Genomic DNA, 21,765 nt, shown 5'->3' with positions numbered 1-21,765 from the left:
GATTTTCTTAAAATATGGCTGGTTATACGATAATTTATTTTATTTTATTTCAAGTTATTTAATTTCTTACTGGCTTCCTGACTTCCTGATTTTACAGCTTTTTCGTACCATTCCCTAGCTTCTTTTGTGCTTTTTTCCACACCTTTTCCAGCGGCATATAAATCTCCTAGAGCTTCATACATTGGAGCTGTAACATGATCCATCCTGTTGTCTGTTTTTTTATAAAGTTCTACTGCTCTTGCGTAATCTCCTGCCTTTTCATGAATTTTTCCTAAGTTGTATCGTGACGTCAAGTCTCCGCTGCTATCCCCAATTTCATAGTAAAATGCGGCATCATCAAGGCTTTTTTTCACTCCAAGCCCTTTCTCAGACATTATTCCCAAGTATCTTGGCCCTTTCATATCTCCGCCATCTGTCGCCTTTGAAAATGAATCAAAAGCCTTTTTATAATCTTTTTCCACTCCAAGTCCATCCAAATAAAGAATCCCGATGTTAGTCATTGCCCGGTAGCTTCCTTTTTCAGCAGCTTTTTTACTCCACTCCATGGATTTTTTATAATCTGCTTTTACTCCATTTCCGTGAAGATACATTTCTCCAAGTTCAGTTTGTGCCGATATATCTCCCTTTTCGGCTTTTTTTATCAATTCCTTGAGCTTGTCATCCTGTCTATTTTCAATATTTGGCTTACTTTGAGAATTTTGTGATTTTTTATCTTTTTTACCACAGCTAAACAATAAAATTAATATTAATACTGCGATAGTATATTTTTTTTTCATAATTTTCCCTCTTTTCTTTCATATTCTTATCTCTTGCTGTAAATCAGCATTTATATTATGCCTTCATAATTATAAAACATTTTCATAGATTTTTTATTTGTTATAAAATTATATTTCTCAATCTTCTCGTTTTTAAGTCTGTAAAAAATAAATATGTTTAGTAAATTATTATTCCTGCAATTGCCGCAATTACTGTAAGCAATATTGGATTCATTTTCCATTTTAACACAAGTGCCACAGAAATAATGAATATTGCTGCACTTTTCCAGTCTATAAAGTTCTTTTTATCAATCAGCATTATAGCTGCCGCCAGAATTAATCCGACAACAACGATTTTTAATCCTGCAAAAGCATTGTCCATATATTTATTGTCTTGAAATTTTAAATAAAATTTACTAAAAATTGTCATTATAATAACTGACGGAAGAATTAATCCCAATGTTGCTACTGTCCCCATTATAAATGCATCCCAGAATCCAGCCTTGTTTCCAATCAGATAGCCGACATAAGTTGCGGCATTTAATGAAATTGGTCCCGGCGTTACCTGTGAAATTGCCACAATGTCCGTAAACTGCTGTACATTTACCCATTTATGCAAATCTACAACATCTGCCTGAATAAGAGGTAAAATTGCATATCCGCCACCAAAACTGAACATTCCAATTTTAAAAAATACAAAAAATAATATCAATAATATCCCTAAATTCATTTATTTTTCCTCCAAATCATCCAGATATTTCCTAAAAAAGCACCTAAAATAATCATAACAATAGGTGGAAATTTAAAGAATGCCACCATTGCTGCAACTAAAATCACAATCCATAACGTTTTTCTATTAATTTTAGCCGATTTTCCAATTGTATAGACACTCGCTGCAATTAATGCAACCACCATCGGTCTTATAGCCTTAAAAGCCTTTATAACATATATGTTGTCCTGTATATTGCTAAATAATGAAGCTATTACAAGAATAATTATGAACGACGGCAATGTTGCTCCCAGAACTGTAGTTATAAGCCCTAGCAATCTTTTCATCTTATACCCCACAAAAACCGAAACATTCACAGCCAATGCGCCGGGTGAAGACTGGGCCAGAGCCAAAAGCTTTACAAATTCCTCTTCCTCAATCCATTTTTTCTTATTCACAATTTCATTCTGTATGAGCGGAACCATGGCATATCCGCCACCGAGAGTAAATGTACCTATCTTAAAAAAAATCCAGAACAATTCCAAATATACTTTCATTCTACTACCTTTCTGCTATTTCGTATTATTTTTCATTTTATCATAGATACTCTAAAAAAACAACAAACTTGCCATAAAAAAGATAGCCAATATACAGCTATCTCCTTAAAAATAATATTTTTTATCCTTTTGAAAAAAATTCCTTTGCCAGTTCCTTTAAGTAAAACACATCAAAAATTCCACATAATTCACGTACCGAATGCATCGCAAACATCGGAACTCCCAAATCCACTCCGTCTATATCAAGATGTGTGGAAGAAAGCGGACCGATTGTACTTCCTCCAAGTTCGTTTGACTCATTGACAAAAGGCTGAATCCGTATATCCGTTCCTTTTATAAGCTGTCTAATTACAGCAATCGAATATCCATCGGATGTATATTTCTGTTTTGCACTAATTTTTATTGAAATTCCTTCATTTATTTTTCCACGATTTGTAGGATCCGTTTTTTCCAAATGTGCAGGGTGTGCCGCATGTGCAGCATCAGCCGACAAAATAAACGAATTTTCAAGCATCTGCAGAAAATTACTTCGGTCAAGCCCTAACGATAGAGCAATTCTTTCCAGCGTATTCAAAAGATAATTAGAATCTGCTCCCTGTTTTGTAGCACTTCCTATCTCTTCGTTGTCAAACGCTACAAAAATGTTAATCTGGTCCTGACTCGCCTCCTCTTCCACAAGCCCAAGAAGACCTGTATAAACAGAGGCAAGGTTGTCAAGTTTTGGAGATGACATAAATTCTTCATTTGCACCTAAAAGACATCCTTTTTCTGTCGCATATAAATACAAATCAAAATCAATTATATTTTCTTTCTTTATTCCTGTCTTTTCCAAAATAATTCTTTCAAGATAGCCTTCCTTCTCAAAATTTTGATTAATAAGTGAAATTACAGGCAAGACATCATTCTGTTTATCAATTTTTACTCCATTATTTACTTCTCTATTCTGATGAATTGCAAGATTTGGTATTGTCAAAAGCGGTTCATCTATCTTAATTTTTACAGTTTTTGGAAAAAATGGATCTTGTCCTTTCACAATAACACGTCCAGCAATGGAAAGAGGTCTATCAAACCATGTACTCAAAATAGGCCCTCCATAAACTTCCGTATTTAATCTCACCATATTTTCTGTAACCATTTCAGGATTAGGTTTTATCCTAAAACAAGGAGAATCGGTATGTGCTCCAAAAATCTTAAACCCTTTTCTCACATTAAAATTTTCACCAATTGTAATTGCAATTATAGTAGAACTGGATTTTTTCAAAAAATATTTTCCACCTTTTTTTAGTTCCCATTTTTCACGAGGCATAACCCTCTCAAAACCATTTTCTTCTAAAATATCTGAACAATTTTTCACAACATGATAAGCACTGGGACTTTCATCAATAAATTCAATAACTTCCCTTGCAAAACTTTTTACTTCCATTTCGATAAAATTTTTCTGTATCTCTTCTAACTCTTTTGTTGTGTGTATCATCTTTATTCATTCCTCTCAATTTCTAATTTCCATTATTAAAAAACATTTCCCTATTAACAATATTGTACCCCATAATTTCAGATAATCAAAAAAATTTTTATATTTTTTTAAACTTTTTTATTTTTGCGTTAAATTTTTTAAATTTATCAAATATACAAACAAAAAATGCGTCATATATATAACGCATTCTAATTTTATTCTATTTCATTTTTGAAGAATTTCTTTTCTGTTTGAATAGCCATTCCATGGCAGGTTTCATATCGTATGCATGCTGCCAGGTATAACGATGATTCCCATTTTTGTAAACCGTGTAATAAATATTGTATCCATTTTCTATTTTACTTTGAACTTCTTTATTTACTTCATCTTGATTTTGTTCTGCATCAACTGTCATTCTTTGAACTTTTGCACCATTTTTTTCCAAATAATCTGATATTTCAGTCAAGCTTGGATAAGCTCCGGGATCTCCTTCTGACGCAACAAACCATATATTTTGATTTTTCATTGGTTCTGTTACGTTTACGTCCCATTTACTTGCAACAATATATGAACCACCAAATAAATCAGGATATTTTGAATCCAATGAAATAGAAGACATTCCACCCATTGATTGTCCTGTATTGTAAATTCTGTCTTTATCTATTGAATATTTTCCAGTTAAACTGTTTATCAATTCAACTGTTCTGTCCAGTTCAGGACCATATTCATAATTATCATTCACTGTTACCACTTCATATTGCGGCGCTAATACAAAACTAGGATGTTTTTTCTGCCATTCAGGACTTGCCCAGACTGTAGCACCATTTCCTTGACTTAATGTGTACTCAGTTTCAGAAGATACAGCTCCTGCATCATGCATAAATACTACCATCGGATATTTTTTAGATGGGTCATAATTTTTAGGCATATACAAATTATATTTCAAAGTCTTCCCATCTTTTCCAGTAAATACAAATTGCTTGAAGTCTTCTATTATTAATTGTCTTGTTTTTGTTGAAACTTGTTTTTCCTCAGAATTGTAAACTTTTCCATTTACAGTTTTTACACTTCCTGTTTGAGTTACTTCTGCTGTAATTGTTTTTAAAGGTTTTGCATCACCTTTTCCACCCAATGTCGGTCCTTTTTGTCCTGTTGCTTTTTTCTTTTCCATTTCTTCTTTAGAATGGTCGCTTGCCTGAGCTACCATCGGAAGTCTTTTCAATTCCAAAATTACATATTTTCCATTTTTTGATTTTTTCTCATTTCTTTCATTTTGTTTACTTACATATACTTTTTCAATTTCTCTGCCTTCTACTTTATAATCTGAAACAGAAACTGAATTCCCAGCAATTTCTTTATCGTATGTAAGCACAACTGCTGATAATTTCTCTCCATCTCCAAACACTTCTGTTATCGCTTCCACATTTTTAATATTACCTGCAAAAGACAAACTTGCAATTCCTAACAATCCTATTACTATATTTTTTATCATCGTTTTCCTCCAAATTATTTTTTTGATAAATTAATTTTATCAATTTAATGTGTCATATTTGCGACTATTTCCTTTAATTTTTCTTTGTCTATCTTTTTTTAAAAGTTTAGCAGAAAAAGTAAATATTAATAAAAAAAACTGGATTTCACTCCAGCTCTTTTCATAATTCAAAATTTTCCAGCAAATAAAAAATTAAAAAATCCCTTTTTCTTTAAACACTTTTGTCAATTTCCCATAAGTATCCGCTTCAGCCGCGACCAATGGCAATCTTACTATGTCATTGTCAAGTTTTCCAAGTATTTTCATAGCAGCTTTCACAGTTACAGGATTTCCTTCTACGAACATATTTCTGCTTACATCGTATAATTTTGTGTGCAGTTCAAACGCTTTGTCAAAGTTCTTATTTAAGAATGAACTGATTAAATCGCTCATTTCTTGGGGCATTATGTTGGCAACTACAGAAACGACTCCTTTTGCACCGATTGACAGCATTGGCAGGATTAGGTGATCTTCTCCTGAAAGAATTTCAATTTTATCTCCGCATAAATCCTGAATTCTTATCATTTGTTCAAGACTTCCTGTCGCTTCCTTTACAGCTACAATTTCAGGCAGTTCAGCCAGTTTTGCGATTGTTTCTGCTTCAATATTTGTTCCTGTTCTTCCAGGCACATTGTAAAGCATTATAGGGAATTTTGCTTCTTGCGCAATTGTTTTGTAGTGCTCATAAAGTCCTCTTTGACTTGGTTTGTTGTAGTATGGGCAAGTGCTTAACGCCGCATCCGCTCCCAGTTCCTTTGCGTATTTTGTAAGTTCTATTGCTCTTGTTGTGTTGTTCGATCCTGCTCCAGCGACTACTTGTATTCTTCCTTTCACTTCTTCCACAACTATTTTTATTACTTTTTCATGTTCTGCAAATGTCAGAGTTGGAGCTTCTCCAGTAGTTCCGCAGGGTACGATTCCAGATGTACCATTTTCAATGTGATAATTTACCAATTCTCTTAATTTATCTTCATCCAATTCCGTTCCATTATTTTTAAATGGCGTAATTAAAGCCACGTATGAACCTTCAAATTTCATTTTATTCCTTCTTTCCTTAATTTAGTTTCCTAATTTTTTTATTTTATTCCTATTTAAAATTTTAAATATCACTAAACTCTATCTAAAAAGTGCAAATTATATTTTAAAAAAGCTTAATCTCATTGTTAAATAGTATTTACTTTTAAATTTATAATTAATTTAACTATTACGCTAAAAATAATACAATATCCAAATTATCTTTGATATTTATACAATCCTTCAGCTATTTTTTCACTAGGTCCTGTCATAAAGGCATCATTTTCTCCACCTTCATACTCAATAACAAGCTGTCCACCTGGAACTTTTACGTTCACTTTTTCATCAACAAATCCAAAAGTCTTGGCCAATACTGCTGAAGCAGTTACGCCTGTTCCACAAGCTAATGTTCGTCCTGCCCCACGTTCCCAAGTGATTACTTCCATATGTTTTCTATCATGCACTTTCACAAAGTTCACGTTAACTTTTTTGGGAAACAAATCAGTATAATTTTCAATTTTTTTACCAAATTCATCAATATTGTAATCATTAAAATCATTTACAAATATAACAGAATGGTCAGTTCCCATAAAAATATACGAAATTTCAATTTCTGTTCCATCAACATTGATTTTTTCTCTTAAAAACTGCTCTTTTTCAGTATTTATCAATTCTTTTACATTAAAAACAGGTTTACCCATATTTACTCTTGCTGAAAAATCATCTTTTTCCTCATCGTAATTTACTCTTATCATCAAGTCTCCAGGAACTGTCTTTACAACAAATTCATCCCCTTCAACTAAATGATTATTTACAAGATAATGAGAGAAACATCTTATTCCATTTCCACACATTGGTGCTTGACTTCCATCTCCATTAAAGAAAAACATAAATGGCATGCTTGCCACATATTTTAAAATAATCAGACCATCTGCACCTATTCCAAAATGCCTGTCACAAACCTGACTAGCAAATTCCCCGTATTCAGGTATCCCCTTTTCAATTAGTTCCCTTTCAGTAACAATAATAAAATCATTCCCCGCACCTTGATACTTTTCAAATTTTAACATTTCAAAACCTCCTTTAATTTTTAAAATATTCTCAACTTATACTAAAATTTTTTTATTAAGAATCTTTCTTTTTTTCCTGCATTTTTCTAGCCATTCTTACAACAAACTTTCTTGAAAAAAATCTAGTTCCAAAAACTGCAATTCTATTAAAAATTCCAGGAATTATAATCATTTTCCCCTTCTGAAATTCCTTATAGCCAATTTCAGCCACTTTTTTAGCTGTCATAACTTTCATTCGTTCAAAAAGTGAACTTTCTTCCAAATTACTGCTTTTTTCAAATTCAGTAGCTGTTGGACCAGGACAAAGGGCGGATATTTTTATATTCTTAGTGCGAACATCATTTCTCATTTCTTCCCTAACCGCTTCAGTAAATGACTGCACAAAGGCCTTGCTCGCATAATACGTGCTCATCAGAGGTCCCGGCATAAAAGCTGCGACTGAAGAAACATTCAATATCTCGCCTCTTCCATCTTTTATCATATCAGCCAGAAACAGCTTTGTCAATTCTACAACTGCCTTTATATTCAAATTTATCATTGCATCATTTCTTTTCATCGTTTCTTCATCAAATTCAGAAAACCTTCCATAAATACCAGCTCCAGCATTATTCACAAGCGTATCAATTTTAAGATTGCTAGATTTTATCTGATTATAAAGCCTTTCAGCAGCCTTTTCCTGTGACAAGTCATTTTCAATCACAGTTACTTTAATATTTTTAGAAATTTCCTCAAAAATTTCTTTTTGCAACATTCTCAATTTATCCCTGTTTCGTGCCACAATAACCAAGTCATGTCCATTTTCTGCATAAATTTTAGCAAGTTCATATCCAATTCCACTGCTTGCCCCTGTTATCAAAACTCTTTTCATAAAATTTCCTTAAAAGACACCTTATCTATTTCACATTATAAAATTTATTTTTTTTAATAACCATTTAATCGCTTCAAAATATATTTTGATATAGTTTCATTACTAATCCATTTCCCATTTTTTTTAGTAAATTCCAATTCAATGTTAACTATTAGTTCACTATTGTCATCATTTTTTATTAATTCTTTTGTATGTTCATCAAAATATTTCATCACATCATTTTTAATTTTTTCATTTAAAAATATATCCAAATCTAAATATTTTTCACCTTTTCCATATTTACTCAAAAGATATTTTTCTGAACTTGGCAAAAGTTCCATTGCATCTATCATTTTTAAAGTTATTGAAACATTAGCTTTATTTTCTGATACATATTCTATCTCTTTCAGTTCAATTTTTGAATTGTAAATTAAATTCTTTAAATTCTGTTCTGTTACCATTTCCATTACTGTCATAAATGATTTCTGTTTAGATTTATTCACTGGTCTTACTTCATTAATCCTTATTGTGTCAAGTGTTAATTTTGTTTTCCTTTTTATTAATTCAGAAAATAATTTATCTTTTTCAGTTTGATTAAAATTGTTTATTACTTTCTTGACTTCTTTTTCAAGTTCTGAATTATTTTGATAATTATTACTAAAAGAAATCATTCCAATAATCAACATTAATAAAATTACTATTTTTTTCATTCAAATCTTCCTTCTACAAATCAAATTCCTTCGCAAATAACTCAGCCACTTTTTTCCCCATAACTTCGTCTACAACTAATGAAATACTGATTTCAGAAGTAGAAACTTGATGGAAACTTATGTCATTTTCTGAAAGGATTCTAAACATTTTGGCAGCAACTCCAATGTTGCTTATCAGTCCTATTCCTACTACAGAAACTTTTGTAATGTAAGGATTTATTATGAAGGATGTTCTTGGAAATTCCGCTTCTATTTCTGCTCCAATTTTTTCAAGTGCGGCAATGTCTGTTTTTGGACAAGTAAAGGCAAAACTTCCGTGATGGCTTGTTACATCATTTTGACTTATTATGTCAATGTTTATTCCATTTGCTTCAGCTTTTTCAAAAATTTCATATACGTTTTGTGCATTTGTTGGGATTTCCTCCACGTTTACCATTACCATATTTTCATTGATTGATACTCCAGTTATTACTTTTTGCTCCATTTCCTTATTCTCCTTTGTTTTTTCTACCGATGTTATAATCGTTCCGTTTTTTTCTCCAAGCGATTTTCCAACGTAAATTTCTACACCATATTTGCTTCCAAGCTCAACTGCTCTTGGCTCCATTACTCCAGCTCCTAAAAAAGCCAGCTCCATCATTTCATCATACGAAACAACTGGCAATTTTTTGGCATCTTTATAAACTCTTGGGTCAATTGAGTAAATTCCATCTACATCTGTGTAAATTTCACATTTTCCTCCAAGTGCAGCCGCCAGAGCCACAGCTGAAGTATCAGAACCTCCACGTCCCAAAGTTGTCACATCTCCAGCTTCATTTACTCCCTGAAATCCAGCCACAACTACAATTTTCCCTTTTGACAGATGTTCTTTTATCTCTTTTCCGTTAATGTCCTCAATTCTGTTTTTTGTATAATGTCCGCTCGTTTTTATTCCAGCCTGAGCTCCTGTAAGCGAGATAGCTTCATATCCAAGCGTCTGTAAAGCAATGCTAAGCAATGCAATTGTCTGCTGCTCTCCAGTTGACATCAGCCTGTCCATTTCTCTCAAGTCAGGTTTATCAGTAATTTCGTGAGCCAATTTTATTAAGGCATCTGTAGTTTTTCCCATTGCTGAAACCACGACAACCACATCGTTTCCAGAATCCTTCACACTTCCCAGATATTTTGCGATATTCATTATTTTCTCCGTTGTAGCAACCGAAGTCCCACCATATTTATGCACAATAATCACAATAAATTCACCTCTTTCTTATTTTTTATAAATCAAAAATTTCATCATTTCTAATCAGATCATCCAGTGTTTCCCTTTTTACCGCAACTTTCGCTTTTCCATCCTTTACAAATACAACCGCTGGACGCATCATTCTGTTATAATTGCTTGACATTGTGTAACAATATGCCCCTGTTGTCGTTACTGCCACAATATCTCCAATTTCTGTTGCTTTTGGCAATTTTCCTTTTTCAATGATAATATCCCCTGATTCACACAGTTTTCCTGCCAAAGTTATTTCTCTTACATCTGTATCATTTAGCTTGTTTACAACTCCAGCCTCATATTCCGCTTGATATAATGCTGTTCTTATATTATCCGACATTCCTCCATCTATGAATACATACGTTTTTCCGCCGACTGTTTCCTTAATTCCTCCAACTTCGTACAAAGTAGTTCCCGCATTTCCAACAATGCTTCTTCCTGGCTCAATGCAAAGTTCCTTAAATCCAATCTGATATTTAATTTCCATTGCTTCCGTGTATGTTATTATTTCGCTCAGAACTTCCTCTATCGGTTTCGGATCATCTCCTTCCTTATAGTAAACTCCGAATCCTCCACCCATATTTACTGTGTGAACTACTATTCCCAATTCCTTTTTCAATTTATCCAAATATTTAAAAATCTCATCTAGAGCAAATATAAAGAACGCCGATTGGAAAATTTGCGAACCGATATGCGTATGAAATCCTTTAAATTCTATCCATTCGCTATCATTCAATCTTTTAATTATATCAAATAAATTATCCTGAAACAATGAAATTCCAAATTTTGAAGTAAGCCCAGAAGTCTTTATATAATGATGCGTATGTGCCTCAATTCCTGGATCAATTCTCACAAGCACAGCCTGCTTCTTCCCTTTCTCACGGCAAATTTTCTCAATTTTATCAATTTCATCCTCATTATCAATAACAATCTCCTTTATTCCAAATTCAATTGCCATTTCCAGCTCTTCCACAGTCTTGTTATTTCCGTGCAAATGCACTCTGTCCATTGGAAATCCTGCCTTGTAAGCAGTATAAAGCTCCCCGCCAGAAACTACATCCAAATCAAGTTCCTTAGCATCAACCAGCTTTAACATCCCCATTGACAAAAACGCTTTCCCCGCATAAGCAATCTGCGTATCAAACCTGTTTGATTGAAAAGCTTCTTTCATCTTGTCAATAGTCGTTTCAATAAGCTCCTGATCCATTACGTAAAGCGGCGTTTTAAACTTTTTTGCAAGTTCAGATGCATCCACTCCCCCTATCGATAAATTCCCTTTTTCATTAACTTTCGACGTTCCAAATAATTTCATATTTCCATTGAAATTTTTTATTTTAATTAATTTGAATTTAAATATTAGAAATTATTGTTCTTTCACTTATATTTCTTAATTTTTTTACGAAAAATTTAGAATAATTTTTAAAAAATCTATATTTATAATGCAAATTAGCTTTAAAATAAGAAATTTCTTCTCCTTTCAGTATTTTTGTTTTTTTGGGTAATAAAAAATGCTGACAACAAGCATCAGCATATAAAACATATATTTAAAAATTTTTATTATTTTTATTTTAAACTAAAAAACTTAAAAAATTTATATGAATTATATCTGACAGCTCCCCATTATCCTTTGATAATGACAGTCCTATGGATATTCTCCATAGCCCCAGCAATAAAGATAGTCAATCCCTACGCTTCGGCAATTATTCCTTTCAACTTATTTCACAGAATCGACTTTTCTCCGTAAATTTACTTTTAATAATTGCACCTCTATCACATAATATTTATTATTATAACTAATTTTTTCACATTTGTAAAGTATTTTTCAAAATTTTGTAGACAAATATATTGACAATTCAAATTTTATAAGGTATTGTTATTACAGATAGGAGGTAGAAGAAAAATGAAAAGACTAATGCTTTTATTATTTTTATCAGCATTAACAACAAGCTGTACGGTGTGGTATTCAAGAAATTGTTCTTACTATGAAGGAGACGGACTGTATTATAATTCAGTAGATGGTACACCTTGCACTTCTTTAAATAAAAAAATTGAAAGAAATAGAAAAAAATAATTTCTGTAAAGGAAAGAAAGAAAGGGAATTAAAATGAAAAAAATTTTATTATTGCTTATCTTAGTATTAACAACTGGATGTGACATTTTAGAGCAAAGCAACTATAGAGGATGTTCTTATAACGACGAAGATGGCTTATATTATGATTATTGGGTCAAATATCCAGAAAAAGTGCCTTGTACGAGTTTAAATAAGAAAATTGAAAGAAAGAGAAAAAAATAATTTCTGCAAAGGAAAGAAAGAGAATTAAAATGAAAAAAATTTTATTATTGATTATTTTATCAATATTAACAACTGGATGCTATGCTTGGAATATGGGTTTATACCGAGAGTGTTCCTATGACAAGGAAAAAGATGCTTTTTATAAATCAGTATATGTTGATGGGAAATATGTCGGGGTTAAAAAGTGTAATATAAAACCGAGGTAAGGAGCAAGAAAAATGAAAAACATTATATTATTGACTATTTTAACAGCATTATTAACTAGCTGTTATGCTTTGAAAATGGGAAATTATAGAAATTGTTCTTATAATGAGGAAGACGGCTTATATTATGATTGGAGAGAATACCCCCAAAAGGTGCCATGCAAGGCTTTAAATAAAAATAAAAGATAAAAAAGAGCTTTAAAACTATTGTAAGGAAAGGTGATATTGTAAATTTTTTAATAAAATCTACCAGTATCACTTTTTTATTTCTGCTGTTTAAACAGGAAATATTATAAAAATAAACTCATCCTCCTGTAACTAATACCTCTATTTTATCAAAAAGACAAAAAAGAACAGCAAAATCTAAGTTTCGCTGCCCTTTCCGTTATTTTTCTATTTTTAAGTTCTTAATCAAAGACCTGTTAAATCTTTATTTGATAAAATTTTCCACTTTTTTCTGATTCTTCGTTTTAGTAAATAGCCCTGAATCCTATTCCACCTCTTACATTTTTACCTTTAGTGTCATATCCGGCATTTACAGTCACTCCAAATCTCGTATTATCAATTCCGATATTCAAGTCAAACTTACCGCTTCCTTTTCTGTCATCCTTTTCGCCTCTTATTCCAAACCAGTCGGCATTTGTATATCTTACTCTTGCCTTGTTGTTATTTTCTCCAACTTTTCCTAGTTCGTTTTCATAAGCCGCTGTCAGTCCTACCGATAAATTTGTTCTTACTGCCAATGGCTGTACATATCTGAATTCCATTCCAACTTCAGGTTTTACTGAGAAGTAGTCGTTTCCTTTTACTTCCAGACGCATTTCCCCTCTGTCTTCTTTTATGTTGTTAAATCTTCCGTATTCCATCTTTAATGCTCCATAAGGACGTAAATGTGTTCTCTCGCTCATTCTTATGTTATATCCAAGCTCATTCTTAACTGCCGCTCCATAAGTACGGTAGTCAGATTTTGCTTCAAATACTTCATCTACTACAAGATATCTACGTTTCATATCATTAATTCCAGCATACACATCTCCCGAGATAGTCCATCTTAATGAACCGTTATGGTCATTTTTAGGCGACATTGTCTTGAATACTCCTGCCTTAATCATTGACTGATTTTCTTTAGAATGTCCAATATCCTTGAATCTGAATCTGTTAGTTACCGCTCCGGCATACCATCCTGAACTGTTTCCTAATTTTACTGTATCATTTTCATGAACATAAGCAAATCCGTAAGCGTTGCTAGTGTTGTCAATTACTCCGGCAGTATCAGAATTATATTCGTCCCTCATACCGAATACCTTAATTTTGTTGTTGTCCTTAGATGGTTTTCTCCAGTCTTTTCTCAAGTGGTTGAACTCTTTATCCAGAAGGCTTCCAGTTTTGCTGATTCTTTGCTGCAGATTACCGTACTGATGTCCCATCATTTCGTCAAAAGCTTGGTACAGAAGGATTTCTTCATTATTTCCAATTGAATTTAATTTTTGGAATATTTGATTTTCCCTAGTTCCAAGCGGCTTAACTCCATATCTTTGTTCCAGCCCGTCAGCAAAATTGTATGTATCTGTAACTTTTGTTGGAGTTACTTTGCTGTTAGAGGCCCAGTTAGTATATGCCGCTTTCGCCATGTACAGATTTGTAATTTCTCCTGTGTCAGGATCAAGAGTCGGTGTAGCCATCCAAGTCAACGCTCCAGAATAGACTGTCCATTTTGCAACTCCACCGTACACGATTGCCCTGTTATATGGATCCAGGATATTTCTGTCATTTATCTGAATATATTTGCTTGCCGTATTTTCTGCCGCCTCTACTCCTATTATCAGATCAGCCTCGCCTGTCAATGCTCCTAGATTATCAATCGCCTGAGTATAATTTTTGCTGGAAGTATCTACATAAAGCCCTATGCTTGAAGCCGACACTGTTATTGGATTTTCTGCTGTAGTTGTAACTAATGTAGGCTGAACTTCACCTTTTCCAGCTACTATTATTTTAGCAGTTGGCGATCCTGCAGGAGCATCAATTATTACATCTCCCATAGGTTTTGAAGTGGCATTCTTAGCCATGTCGTACTCTTCCACAGCTCCTTTTCCAGTTACATTTATACGTCCACGGTTGATAATTGTTCCACCTTTAAGATACACTCCTACTCCAGATCTTGAGTCAATATCTATCGTACCTCTATTATCCAAAGTTGAATTTTTGCTAAGCACAACTCCTGTCACGCTTGACAGCCCGCTTGCACCTGTTCTTATCGAACCGTTATTTATAGCCTTTGCACCTTCCTCAACGTAAATACCTATTGTGTTGTTTGCATTTAATACAATGTCACTGTTGTTTGTAACTGTAGTTCCTGCTCCAACACCGTACATTCCTATGCTGTATTTTCCGTTTACGTTGATTGTTCCGTTGTTCTCAATATTTCCAGTAGTTGCAGGCGTGCTGGAATCCCCTATATATCCAGCGGCCATTCCGACACTGAATATCTTGTTAATAGGATCAGATCCCCCAACAGATATTGTACCAGTATTTCTCGCATTTCCATTTTTTACAGAATAAACACCGACATTTCCTATTCCTGTATTAAAGTCAATATTTCCGTTATTTTCAATTGTCCCTGCAGCGTAAATACCATAGTTATTTCCATTCGTACCTACTGATGTCAAGTTTGTATTATTTCTGATTATTCCAGAAGTATCATTTGAATATGCGTAAACCGAATCATTCTTCAGTGTTACATCTGAAATATTGCTTTCAATCGTATTCCCTGTTCCAACATTTACAAATCCGAACGAAGTATCCCCTATGTCAAACGCTGTTCCTGTATTTGTAATCTGCTGTCCGCTTCCAACTGTATACACTCCGACAGCTTCATTTTTTCCAACCTTAATAGTCCCTGAATTTAAGTCAACATTTCCTCCTTTAGAGTACATTGCGACAGATCCATCGCCTACAGTTATGTTTTTATTGTTCACTTCTTCAAATCCATATATTCCAACGGCATTTTTTCCGATTGTTATATCTCCGTTATTTATAAGCGGATTTGTACCAGTTCCAGCTGCATTTGTATACATTGCCACATTAGGGTCAGCAAGCGAAGCAGAATCTCCAAATGTGATTACTTTGCTGTTTACTGTGTCGTATGAAATATTATTTTTTGCGACTTTTGCATACATTCCGACATTCTTATCTTTTGTACTTGTAATTGTCCCTGCATTTTCAAATACTGGCGCAACAGTTATATTTCCAGGTTCGTATGTCATTCCAACTCCTTCTTCGTCATCAAGAGTTATTGTACCTGTATTTTGAAGCCCTGTTTCTGTATCGTATATTGTTAAAGCACTTGTTACTGGATCTGTAAATACGTCTGAATAGAACATTCCTGTCGATTTATTTCCTACCGAAATATTTCCTTTGTTATAAATCTCTGTATTTCTCAATCCATATAGCCCTGTCGAGCTTTTTGCTATCTTTATGATACCTGCAGTATCATTTACGACAATAGCGTTTTTCCCATAAATTGCAGCCGAGTTTTTACCAGACAAGTCTATAGTCCCTTTATTTATAAGTGTTACTGTAGATTTTGGCGTAGCAAGGTCTGAGTTTTCCTGCGCAATACCAATTTGCCCATCTTGAGTTCCTGTTATCGTGCTATTGTTAGTTATGCTTGAGTTTGAGATTTCAAGCAGGTTGTAGTCATCGCTTGGATTATCCAGATTTACTGCCTGATCCACGTTCAGATGACTTTGATAAAGCATAAATCTTCTATAATCGTTACTTCCTCCTACTGTCGGCTTTTCTGTTGAGGCAAGACCGCTAAACAAGTTTGAAACTGACGTATTTGACAAATTCATATTAACTTTTTGAGTCAGGAACAGTCTTGAATCAGCCTGCATATTTAATGTCAAGTTACCAAGCGTACTTGTTGTACCGTTTCCATAGTTAGTTCTTGCCCAAGCTGCAACGTTCCCAGGTGTCAATGCCGTATAAGAAGCGATATTTCCTAATGTCCCTCCACCAGTATAGTAGAATGCAGTACCACGTGTAGTAGCTTTAGTTCCACCTTCAATAGTAGCAGTCATAGGACCGTTTATAAGCACTTTTCCTCCAGGAGTGTAGAACAGAAGTGAGCCCTTGTCAGTACCAGTTCCTGTTACGACTGTGCTTGAGCCACCATTATTTCCAACAGAGATAGTTCCTCCATTATCAGCAAAGAAGTTTACTGCTCCATTGTATGCTTTTATATCAGCCTTGTCAATTTCAATTTTTCCAGCCGAATATATTCCTACAGAGCCTTCATCTGTAACATCTGCATCTACATTCATTTTTCCGCCAGTCAGATTTGCCCCTGCCAACGCGACAACTCCTGCAGTTCCTCTTCCACCAGTTCCAGTTGTAGCTTTTGAAGATCCTGAAGCGCCTGACACGGTAACGCTTCCGCCGTTAGCAGTTACAGAAGAATTTTTACCTGCTACAAATCCGTAAGCTCCATCACCTGTTACAGTCGTGTCCCCTTCGTATGTCAGTCCACCTTTGTTTACAAATACACCATTAGCATTGTCTCCTGTCACATCTATGCTTACACCTGAATCAATGCTGCTTCCTGTACCTTGATCAATATAGTATCCAGTAGTCTTATCTCCCTTTACGGTAATATCTCCGCCTGCACCAAGGCTAATTTTTGAACTTGCATTTGCATAAGCACCGATAGTTGAATCTCCTTCGGTAGTTACCGCTCCTGTATTTATGATTTCTCCATTTTTTCCATTTTCACTGTCTGCAAACAGTCCAATTCCATCTTTTCCGTCAATTGAATTAGCTGAATCTCCAATCTTGACAGTTCCGCTGTTTGTAACTTTTCCAGGTTTTGCTATAATTCCTATACTGTACTTCTTGTTTGCGGCATCAGATTCTCCAAGTTCAATATTTCCACTGTTTGTAATGTTTCCATCTTCTGTAGCATAAATACCTACATTCCCTTTACCTTTAGTAAATTCGATTTTCCCACTGTTAATTACAGTTCCTGTAGCATAAATACCGTAGTTTTCTCCATCAGTTGCAGTACTTAGCATTTCCATGTCTGTTGAGTTTGTAATATTTCCTTTTGTATCACTTGAGTAAATAAATTTACCTTTGTTTCCTAATGTAGCCTTTCCGCCACTTATTGTAAATGTATTTCCTGTTGATCCCGAATTTCTATTAACAAATCCGTAAGACCCATCTCCAATTTCATATTCATAGTTAGTGGCTGTAACAGTCTGACCGTCTCCTACAACAAGAATTCCTCTTGCGTCTTTCCCAACTTTTATCTTTTTAGTTCCAGACGCAGTCATATTGACATCTCCACCTTGTGAATAAATGGCAACTCCGCCATCTCCGACTGTTATATCTCCGCTAGTATCCAAATCCCATCCATACATTCCGATTCCATATTTTCCAAGTTCAATCGTTCCTGCATTTTCCAATGGATTTGTTCCTGCTGCAGTTGCATTCGTGTACATTCCGATGTTAGCATCGCCTATAGAACTTGCACCATCTCCGAGAATCTTTATGTCTCCCGAGTTTTTAGCAGTCAGTTTTTTGCTGCTGCTGTTAGCTTCTGAGTACATTCCAACTCTTTTTACAGATGTTGCTGGAGTTGTTCCACCCAATTCAGTTCCACTAATCTCAGCTCCAGTTTTATTTTCCATTGTTACATCTTGCGTCAAAGCCCCTGCCTTGTAGTACATTCCGATTCCGCTGTTTCCAACAATAGCAATTTTACCTGCATTTTCAAGATTTTTTTCAGTATAATCTTCAGCAAAAAGTCCTACAGATTTTTCACCAATCTGGATGTCTCCATCATTTATAATCTCTGTATCACCTTTTCCTGTATTCTTACCAAAGATTGCGGCAGATCCTTCTTTTTTCATTGTGATAGTTGCACCTGAATGATTTTTTATAGTACCATCGCTCGCATACATCGCAACTGAATTTTTTCCACCTAGTTCAATAGTTTTCTTATTTTCCAGTTTTACCCATTTATCAGTACCGCCATCATTTTCTTGTGCCATAAGCTTTACACCGTCATCATCTGTCTGTATAGCTGTATCATTAATAATTGATGAACTGGATAATGCTATTTTTTTATAATCATTATAAGTCTTTGGAGAATCAAGAGTCAATTTACTTCTGTACAGTAAAAATTCTTTATGCCCAGTACCATTTATAGTCATACCATATCCCGAAAGATCCAAATCAGATAAATTAGCTTGTGCATACGAAGCAACTACCAAGTTCGAGTCTGCACTCATATTTGCAGTCAATTTATTCAGTCCCGAATATCCAGCAGTAAGTTCTGACGCAATGTTTACAGGATATGAAACTGAAGTTGGAACTGGAGATGTTGTTATATAAAATCCTGATCCGCCTGTGGCAACATTAAGTTCTGTAGCACTGTCAAATATTATCTGGTTACCTCCCGTTCTCATAAATCCAAGTGAATCAGCTCCTACATTTACTGTAGTCTTTTTATTGTTTTTGCTTAAATGAATATCCCCACCATTAGAATAAACATTTACGGCACCTCCAGAACTTGTAATTGTTGCATCGCCTGCATTAATTGTACCGCCACTTTCTGCATAAAGTCCGAGTCCTGATTTTCCTTTTACTGTAATCGTTGTTGCATTGCTTGGTGAAGCTGTCGAAATATTTACAGTTCCATTCCCCATCGCAATTGCACCTGCAACTTCATCTCCTTCCACAGCAATAGTTCCACCATTATTGTTAATAGTTCCTGAGTTATCAGCTACAATACCTTTTACTTTTTTAGCCTTCATAGTTATATTTCCAGTATTAGTAGTTGCACCTGTCCCTTTTGAGTATATTCCAATTGATTCTTCCCCAGAATTTTTTGTTGTTTCAATTTTTGCGGCAGTTACTAAATCTTGTGCAGATTCATTAACAATCCCAACATTTTCTTTTCCATTAACTTTTAAATTAACATTTGTTCCAAAATTAGCTTTACTGGCCTTATTGTATATCAAAACATTTTTCTTGCCTTCTGAATCTAATGTTGAAGCGCTTGTGAACTTAAACTCATCATCTGTTGCTGTACCTGCGTATTCAAGGTATATTCCTACATTTTCATCTCCAGGCATTTGCATATTAAGTTTTGAAGTAGAGACATCTGCCCAGCCTTTAAAATATGTTCCTATATTTTTAGTTCCTGAAATTTTAGTTTTATCTCCAGCAGCAAGCTCAATCTTAGCCTTCCAGTATTTCCAGCTGTCATTTATAAATATTCCTGTATTCTGAGTCCCGCCTATATCTAACGTTCCTGTACTTATTATTTCCCAACCGTTACTATTACCTGCGTTAGTTCCACCTGCAGAACCGCCTGCTGGAACTCCTTTTCCAGCCCAGCCTCCACCAATAGCTCCTATAGTAGTCGGCATATCTATATATGCAAACGTATTTTTAGAACTGTTCAGCTTTATTGTTCCGCCATTTCTGAAAATATTGTCTTTATGTCTGCTTCTTGCATTTTCATTCAATGCTACCCATACAATATTCTCAGTACCTCCCATATCAATAGTTCCATTATTTGTAAATTCAGCATTTAAATTTCCATTATGAAATTGAGAAGTATATACAACAGATTTATTACCCGTTGTATTAATTGTTGTTCCACTTCCTAGGACAAATGCAGATACTACGCTGCTATTATGGGCATCCGTGTGAAATAGCCATGCATCATAATTAGCACCTCCCGATCTGTTGAAGGTTATAGTTGTATTGTCTATATTTGAAGTATAATCTCCAGTATTTTTTATAAGCGCATGTCCAGTAAATCCTGTTACGCTATGAGTTCCACTAAAACTCCAGCTTCCACCCATTGAACCTGATCCAGTCAAATTTCCATTTATAGTAATACCTGAATCCGTGTAGCTAACTGTTCCCGAACTCATACTTACCTGACCCATAAGCGCAACTGCCGCCCTGTCACTTGGAGCATAATATGAAGCCCCTTTTGTATAAGTCCATGTCCCAGGACCTCCACCTAGCATATATGATTCATCTCCATTACCTGTCGCTGTAAAATTTAGCGTTGGCAAAGAATTTGGAGTTGGAATACTTACATTTACTGTTGGTGAAGCCGGTGTAAACGAAAGTGGCGTTGGCAACGTAATACTAGGCAGCATCGGAGGTGTTACCGTCAACGAGCTTATTGTAACTTGTGCAGGTTCCACTTGTGGCGCCGCTGGCGCTGTTACGCTTATATTAGGAGCGTTAAAAATTATTGTTTCTGGCTGTGCAGGTGTTGCAGGCGTTTTATCTGCAATCGTTATTGCTCCTTTTACAACCTGTTTTGGTCTAATTGCAACGCTTACATTAAATCCTACTGTCGGTTCTAAAAGAGGTTTTACTCCCACAAGTCCGTACGAATCTGAAACAAGCCCTGTTCTTTGCGAACTTGAAGCGGCATTTTTTCTTGAAGCCAGAGGCATCTCCTCGTACTTGTCACTTAAAGGATTTATTGCCCTTTCGTATCTGTCCCCTCTTTCAAAAATTCCTTCATAAGGATATTTTATTTTCTTATCTCCTCTTCCCTTATAAGCGCCATGCCAGTCATCATAGAAAAAGTTTTGTCCAAATTGCCAGCTGCTCCAAGGACTTTTTGTTACATGATCTCCCTGTTCCATCAATTGTATCAATTCCATGTTGCTGTCTTTTATTAATTTTTTAGTTTCAGCTTTCACTCTTTTAAAGTTCTGGCGCATATCTGTTATGGATGTAGAAATAGATCTTCTTTGATTTTCTATAGTAGGCTCTTTCGGAGCTGCATCCAGTTTTCCTGCAGAAAATATCATTCCTGTTATTAAAAATGTGATTAATGCTGATTCCGTATATTTGAAATCTTTTGTTCTTTTTGCAAACGCACGTAAATCCTGCGAAAATCTTCTCAAATTGTTTGTCATTTCTTCTCCTTTTTTATTAATTTTTCTAATTTTTCTAATTTTCTTAGCCGTGATGAAATCTTTTACAATCGAAATCATCTATTCCTGAATACTGTTTCTAACAGCAAATAAAATTATCTAAAAATTATACATCCATATTTTTTATAATTATTATAATTTTTAAATAATATTATTTATATTTCTATTTCATTTAATTAATAAATACAAATAAAAAGGTTATTCCACTCGTTAGTTACTATGAAATAACCTCATTAACAAAGGAAATGATTTAATTTATTAAAAAATTCATCACCTATATATTTTATCAAATTTAAAAAAAATGTCAATACCTTTTTTAAAAATTTATATTTTTTTCATATCAAAGCATTTATTTTTCCTTATAAAATTAATATAATAATATTTACTATT

Annotated in this window: 15 protein-coding genes and 1 riboswitch; of the genes, 3 read left to right on the top strand and 12 right to left on the bottom strand. The window is 34.2% G+C overall.

All coding sequences use genetic code 11. The features are described from left to right. Positions 1–44: 44 nt before the first annotated feature. The 11 genes from FVE77_RS05475 to lysA all read right to left on the bottom strand — a co-directional run bounded on the left by FVE77_RS05475 (position 45) and on the right by lysA (position 11,213). Entirely contained in the window at positions 45–776 is a 732-nt protein-coding gene (locus FVE77_RS05475; protein WP_026746450.1) for a tetratricopeptide repeat protein, read from the bottom strand. A gap of 157 nt (positions 777–933) precedes the next feature. Beyond that, entirely contained in the window at positions 934–1,485 is a 552-nt protein-coding gene (locus FVE77_RS05470; protein WP_026746451.1) for a chromate transporter, read from the bottom strand. Continuing rightward, complete coding sequence (locus tag FVE77_RS05465) at positions 1,482–2,021, bottom strand: chromate transporter (protein WP_026746452.1); 540 nt, start codon at positions 2,019–2,021, stop codon at positions 1,482–1,484. Before FVE77_RS05465 ends, FVE77_RS05470 begins: the two co-directional genes overlap by 4 nt. A gap of 121 nt (positions 2,022–2,142) precedes the next feature. Beyond that, the gene (locus FVE77_RS05460; protein ID WP_036087949.1) at positions 2,143–3,495 is read right to left on the bottom strand and encodes a M18 family aminopeptidase; all 1,353 of its coding nucleotides are present in this window, start codon (positions 3,493–3,495) and stop codon (positions 2,143–2,145) included. A 199-nt stretch (positions 3,496–3,694) separates the two neighbouring features. After that, on the bottom strand, positions 3,695–4,966 hold the full coding sequence (locus tag FVE77_RS05455) for an alpha/beta hydrolase-fold protein (protein WP_026746454.1): 1,272 nt from the start codon (positions 4,964–4,966) through the stop codon (positions 3,695–3,697). A 192-nt stretch (positions 4,967–5,158) separates the two neighbouring features. Next, a complete protein-coding gene (gene dapA / locus FVE77_RS05450) occupies positions 5,159–6,043 on the bottom strand; it encodes a 4-hydroxy-tetrahydrodipicolinate synthase (protein ID WP_026746455.1) in 885 nt (294 codons plus the stop codon). Positions 6,044–6,237: 194 nt separating this feature from the next. Next, positions 6,238–7,089 carry a diaminopimelate epimerase gene (gene dapF, locus FVE77_RS05445; protein ID WP_026746456.1) on the bottom strand — a complete coding sequence of 284 codons (852 nt, stop codon included), beginning with the start codon at positions 7,087–7,089 and terminating at the stop codon, positions 6,238–6,240. Positions 7,090–7,144: 55 nt separating this feature from the next. Continuing rightward, the gene (locus FVE77_RS05440) at positions 7,145–7,957 is read right to left on the bottom strand and encodes an SDR family NAD(P)-dependent oxidoreductase (RefSeq protein WP_026746457.1); all 813 of its coding nucleotides are present in this window, start codon (positions 7,955–7,957) and stop codon (positions 7,145–7,147) included. Positions 7,958–8,010: 53 nt separating this feature from the next. Beyond that, positions 8,011–8,646 (bottom strand): hypothetical protein, encoded by a 636-nt coding sequence (locus FVE77_RS05435; protein ID WP_026746458.1) that lies wholly within the window; start codon positions 8,644–8,646, stop codon positions 8,011–8,013. 13 nt (positions 8,647–8,659) lie between these two features. After that, a complete protein-coding gene (locus FVE77_RS05430) occupies positions 8,660–9,877 on the bottom strand; it encodes an aspartate kinase (RefSeq protein WP_021743937.1) in 1,218 nt (405 codons plus the stop codon). Positions 9,878–9,902: 25 nt separating this feature from the next. Then, on the bottom strand, positions 9,903–11,213 hold the full coding sequence (gene lysA, locus FVE77_RS05425) for a diaminopimelate decarboxylase (RefSeq protein ID WP_026746459.1): 1,311 nt from the start codon (positions 11,211–11,213) through the stop codon (positions 9,903–9,905). 290 nt (positions 11,214–11,503) lie between these two features. After that, a riboswitch (Lysine riboswitch) is annotated at positions 11,504–11,679 on the bottom strand. Between the two features lie 122 nt (positions 11,680–11,801). On the opposite strand from lysA, the gene FVE77_RS12460 reads away from it, so the two are divergent. From FVE77_RS12460 to FVE77_RS12640, 3 genes are read left to right on the top strand one after another with little or no spacing between them, the layout of a single operon-like run. Further along, entirely contained in the window at positions 11,802–11,972 is a 171-nt protein-coding gene (locus FVE77_RS12460; RefSeq protein WP_154669754.1) for a hypothetical protein, read from the top strand. Between the two features lie 33 nt (positions 11,973–12,005). Next, a complete protein-coding gene (locus tag FVE77_RS05420; RefSeq protein ID WP_026746460.1) occupies positions 12,006–12,194 on the top strand; it encodes a hypothetical protein in 189 nt (62 codons plus the stop codon). Between the two features lie 29 nt (positions 12,195–12,223). Next, positions 12,224–12,400, top strand: coding sequence for a hypothetical protein (locus tag FVE77_RS12640; protein ID WP_006804405.1), 177 nt, complete (start codon positions 12,224–12,226; stop codon positions 12,398–12,400). 467 nt (positions 12,401–12,867) lie between these two features. Here FVE77_RS12640 and FVE77_RS05415 read toward each other — a convergent pair whose 3' ends face one another. Beyond that, the gene (locus FVE77_RS05415; RefSeq protein WP_162141767.1) at positions 12,868–21,357 is read right to left on the bottom strand and encodes an autotransporter-associated N-terminal domain-containing protein; all 8,490 of its coding nucleotides are present in this window, start codon (positions 21,355–21,357) and stop codon (positions 12,868–12,870) included. Positions 21,358–21,765: the final 408 nt, after the last annotated feature.

The organism is Leptotrichia hofstadii (assembly GCF_007990525.1).
GTDB lineage: Bacteria > Fusobacteriota > Fusobacteriia > Fusobacteriales > Leptotrichiaceae > Leptotrichia > Leptotrichia hofstadii.
This window is presented reverse-complemented; position numbering and strand designations above follow the sequence as displayed.

What these genes read in the sequence shown, in the direction of transcription:
- FVE77_RS12460 (WP_154669754.1), top strand. Translation starts at nt 11,802, where the DNA reads ATGAAAAGACTAATGCTTTTATTATTTTTATCAGCATTAACAACAAGC.
- FVE77_RS05455 (WP_026746454.1), bottom strand. Translation starts at nt 4,966, where the DNA reads ATGATAAAAAATATAGTAATAGGATTGTTAGGAATTGCAAGTTTGTCT.
- FVE77_RS05415 (WP_162141767.1), bottom strand. Translation starts at nt 21,357, where the DNA reads ATGACAAACAATTTGAGAAGATTTTCGCAGGATTTACGTGCGTTTGCA.
- FVE77_RS05460 (WP_036087949.1), bottom strand. Translation starts at nt 3,495, where the DNA reads ATGATACACACAACAAAAGAGTTAGAAGAGATACAGAAAAATTTTATC.
- FVE77_RS05440 (WP_026746457.1), bottom strand. Translation starts at nt 7,957, where the DNA reads ATGAAAAGAGTTTTGATAACAGGGGCAAGCAGTGGAATTGGATATGAA.
- FVE77_RS05420 (WP_026746460.1), top strand. Translation starts at nt 12,006, where the DNA reads ATGAAAAAAATTTTATTATTGCTTATCTTAGTATTAACAACTGGATGT.
- lysA (WP_026746459.1), bottom strand. Translation starts at nt 11,213, where the DNA reads ATGAAATTATTTGGAACGTCGAAAGTTAATGAAAAAGGGAATTTATCG.
- FVE77_RS05435 (WP_026746458.1), bottom strand. Translation starts at nt 8,646, where the DNA reads ATGAAAAAAATAGTAATTTTATTAATGTTGATTATTGGAATGATTTCT.
- FVE77_RS05465 (WP_026746452.1), bottom strand. Translation starts at nt 2,021, where the DNA reads ATGAAAGTATATTTGGAATTGTTCTGGATTTTTTTTAAGATAGGTACA.
- FVE77_RS05475 (WP_026746450.1), bottom strand. Translation starts at nt 776, where the DNA reads ATGAAAAAAAAATATACTATCGCAGTATTAATATTAATTTTATTGTTT.
- dapF (WP_026746456.1), bottom strand. Translation starts at nt 7,089, where the DNA reads ATGTTAAAATTTGAAAAGTATCAAGGTGCGGGGAATGATTTTATTATT.
- FVE77_RS05470 (WP_026746451.1), bottom strand. Translation starts at nt 1,485, where the DNA reads ATGAATTTAGGGATATTATTGATATTATTTTTTGTATTTTTTAAAATT.
- FVE77_RS12640 (WP_006804405.1), top strand. Translation starts at nt 12,224, where the DNA reads ATGAAAAAAATTTTATTATTGATTATTTTATCAATATTAACAACTGGA.
- dapA (WP_026746455.1), bottom strand. Translation starts at nt 6,043, where the DNA reads ATGAAATTTGAAGGTTCATACGTGGCTTTAATTACGCCATTTAAAAAT.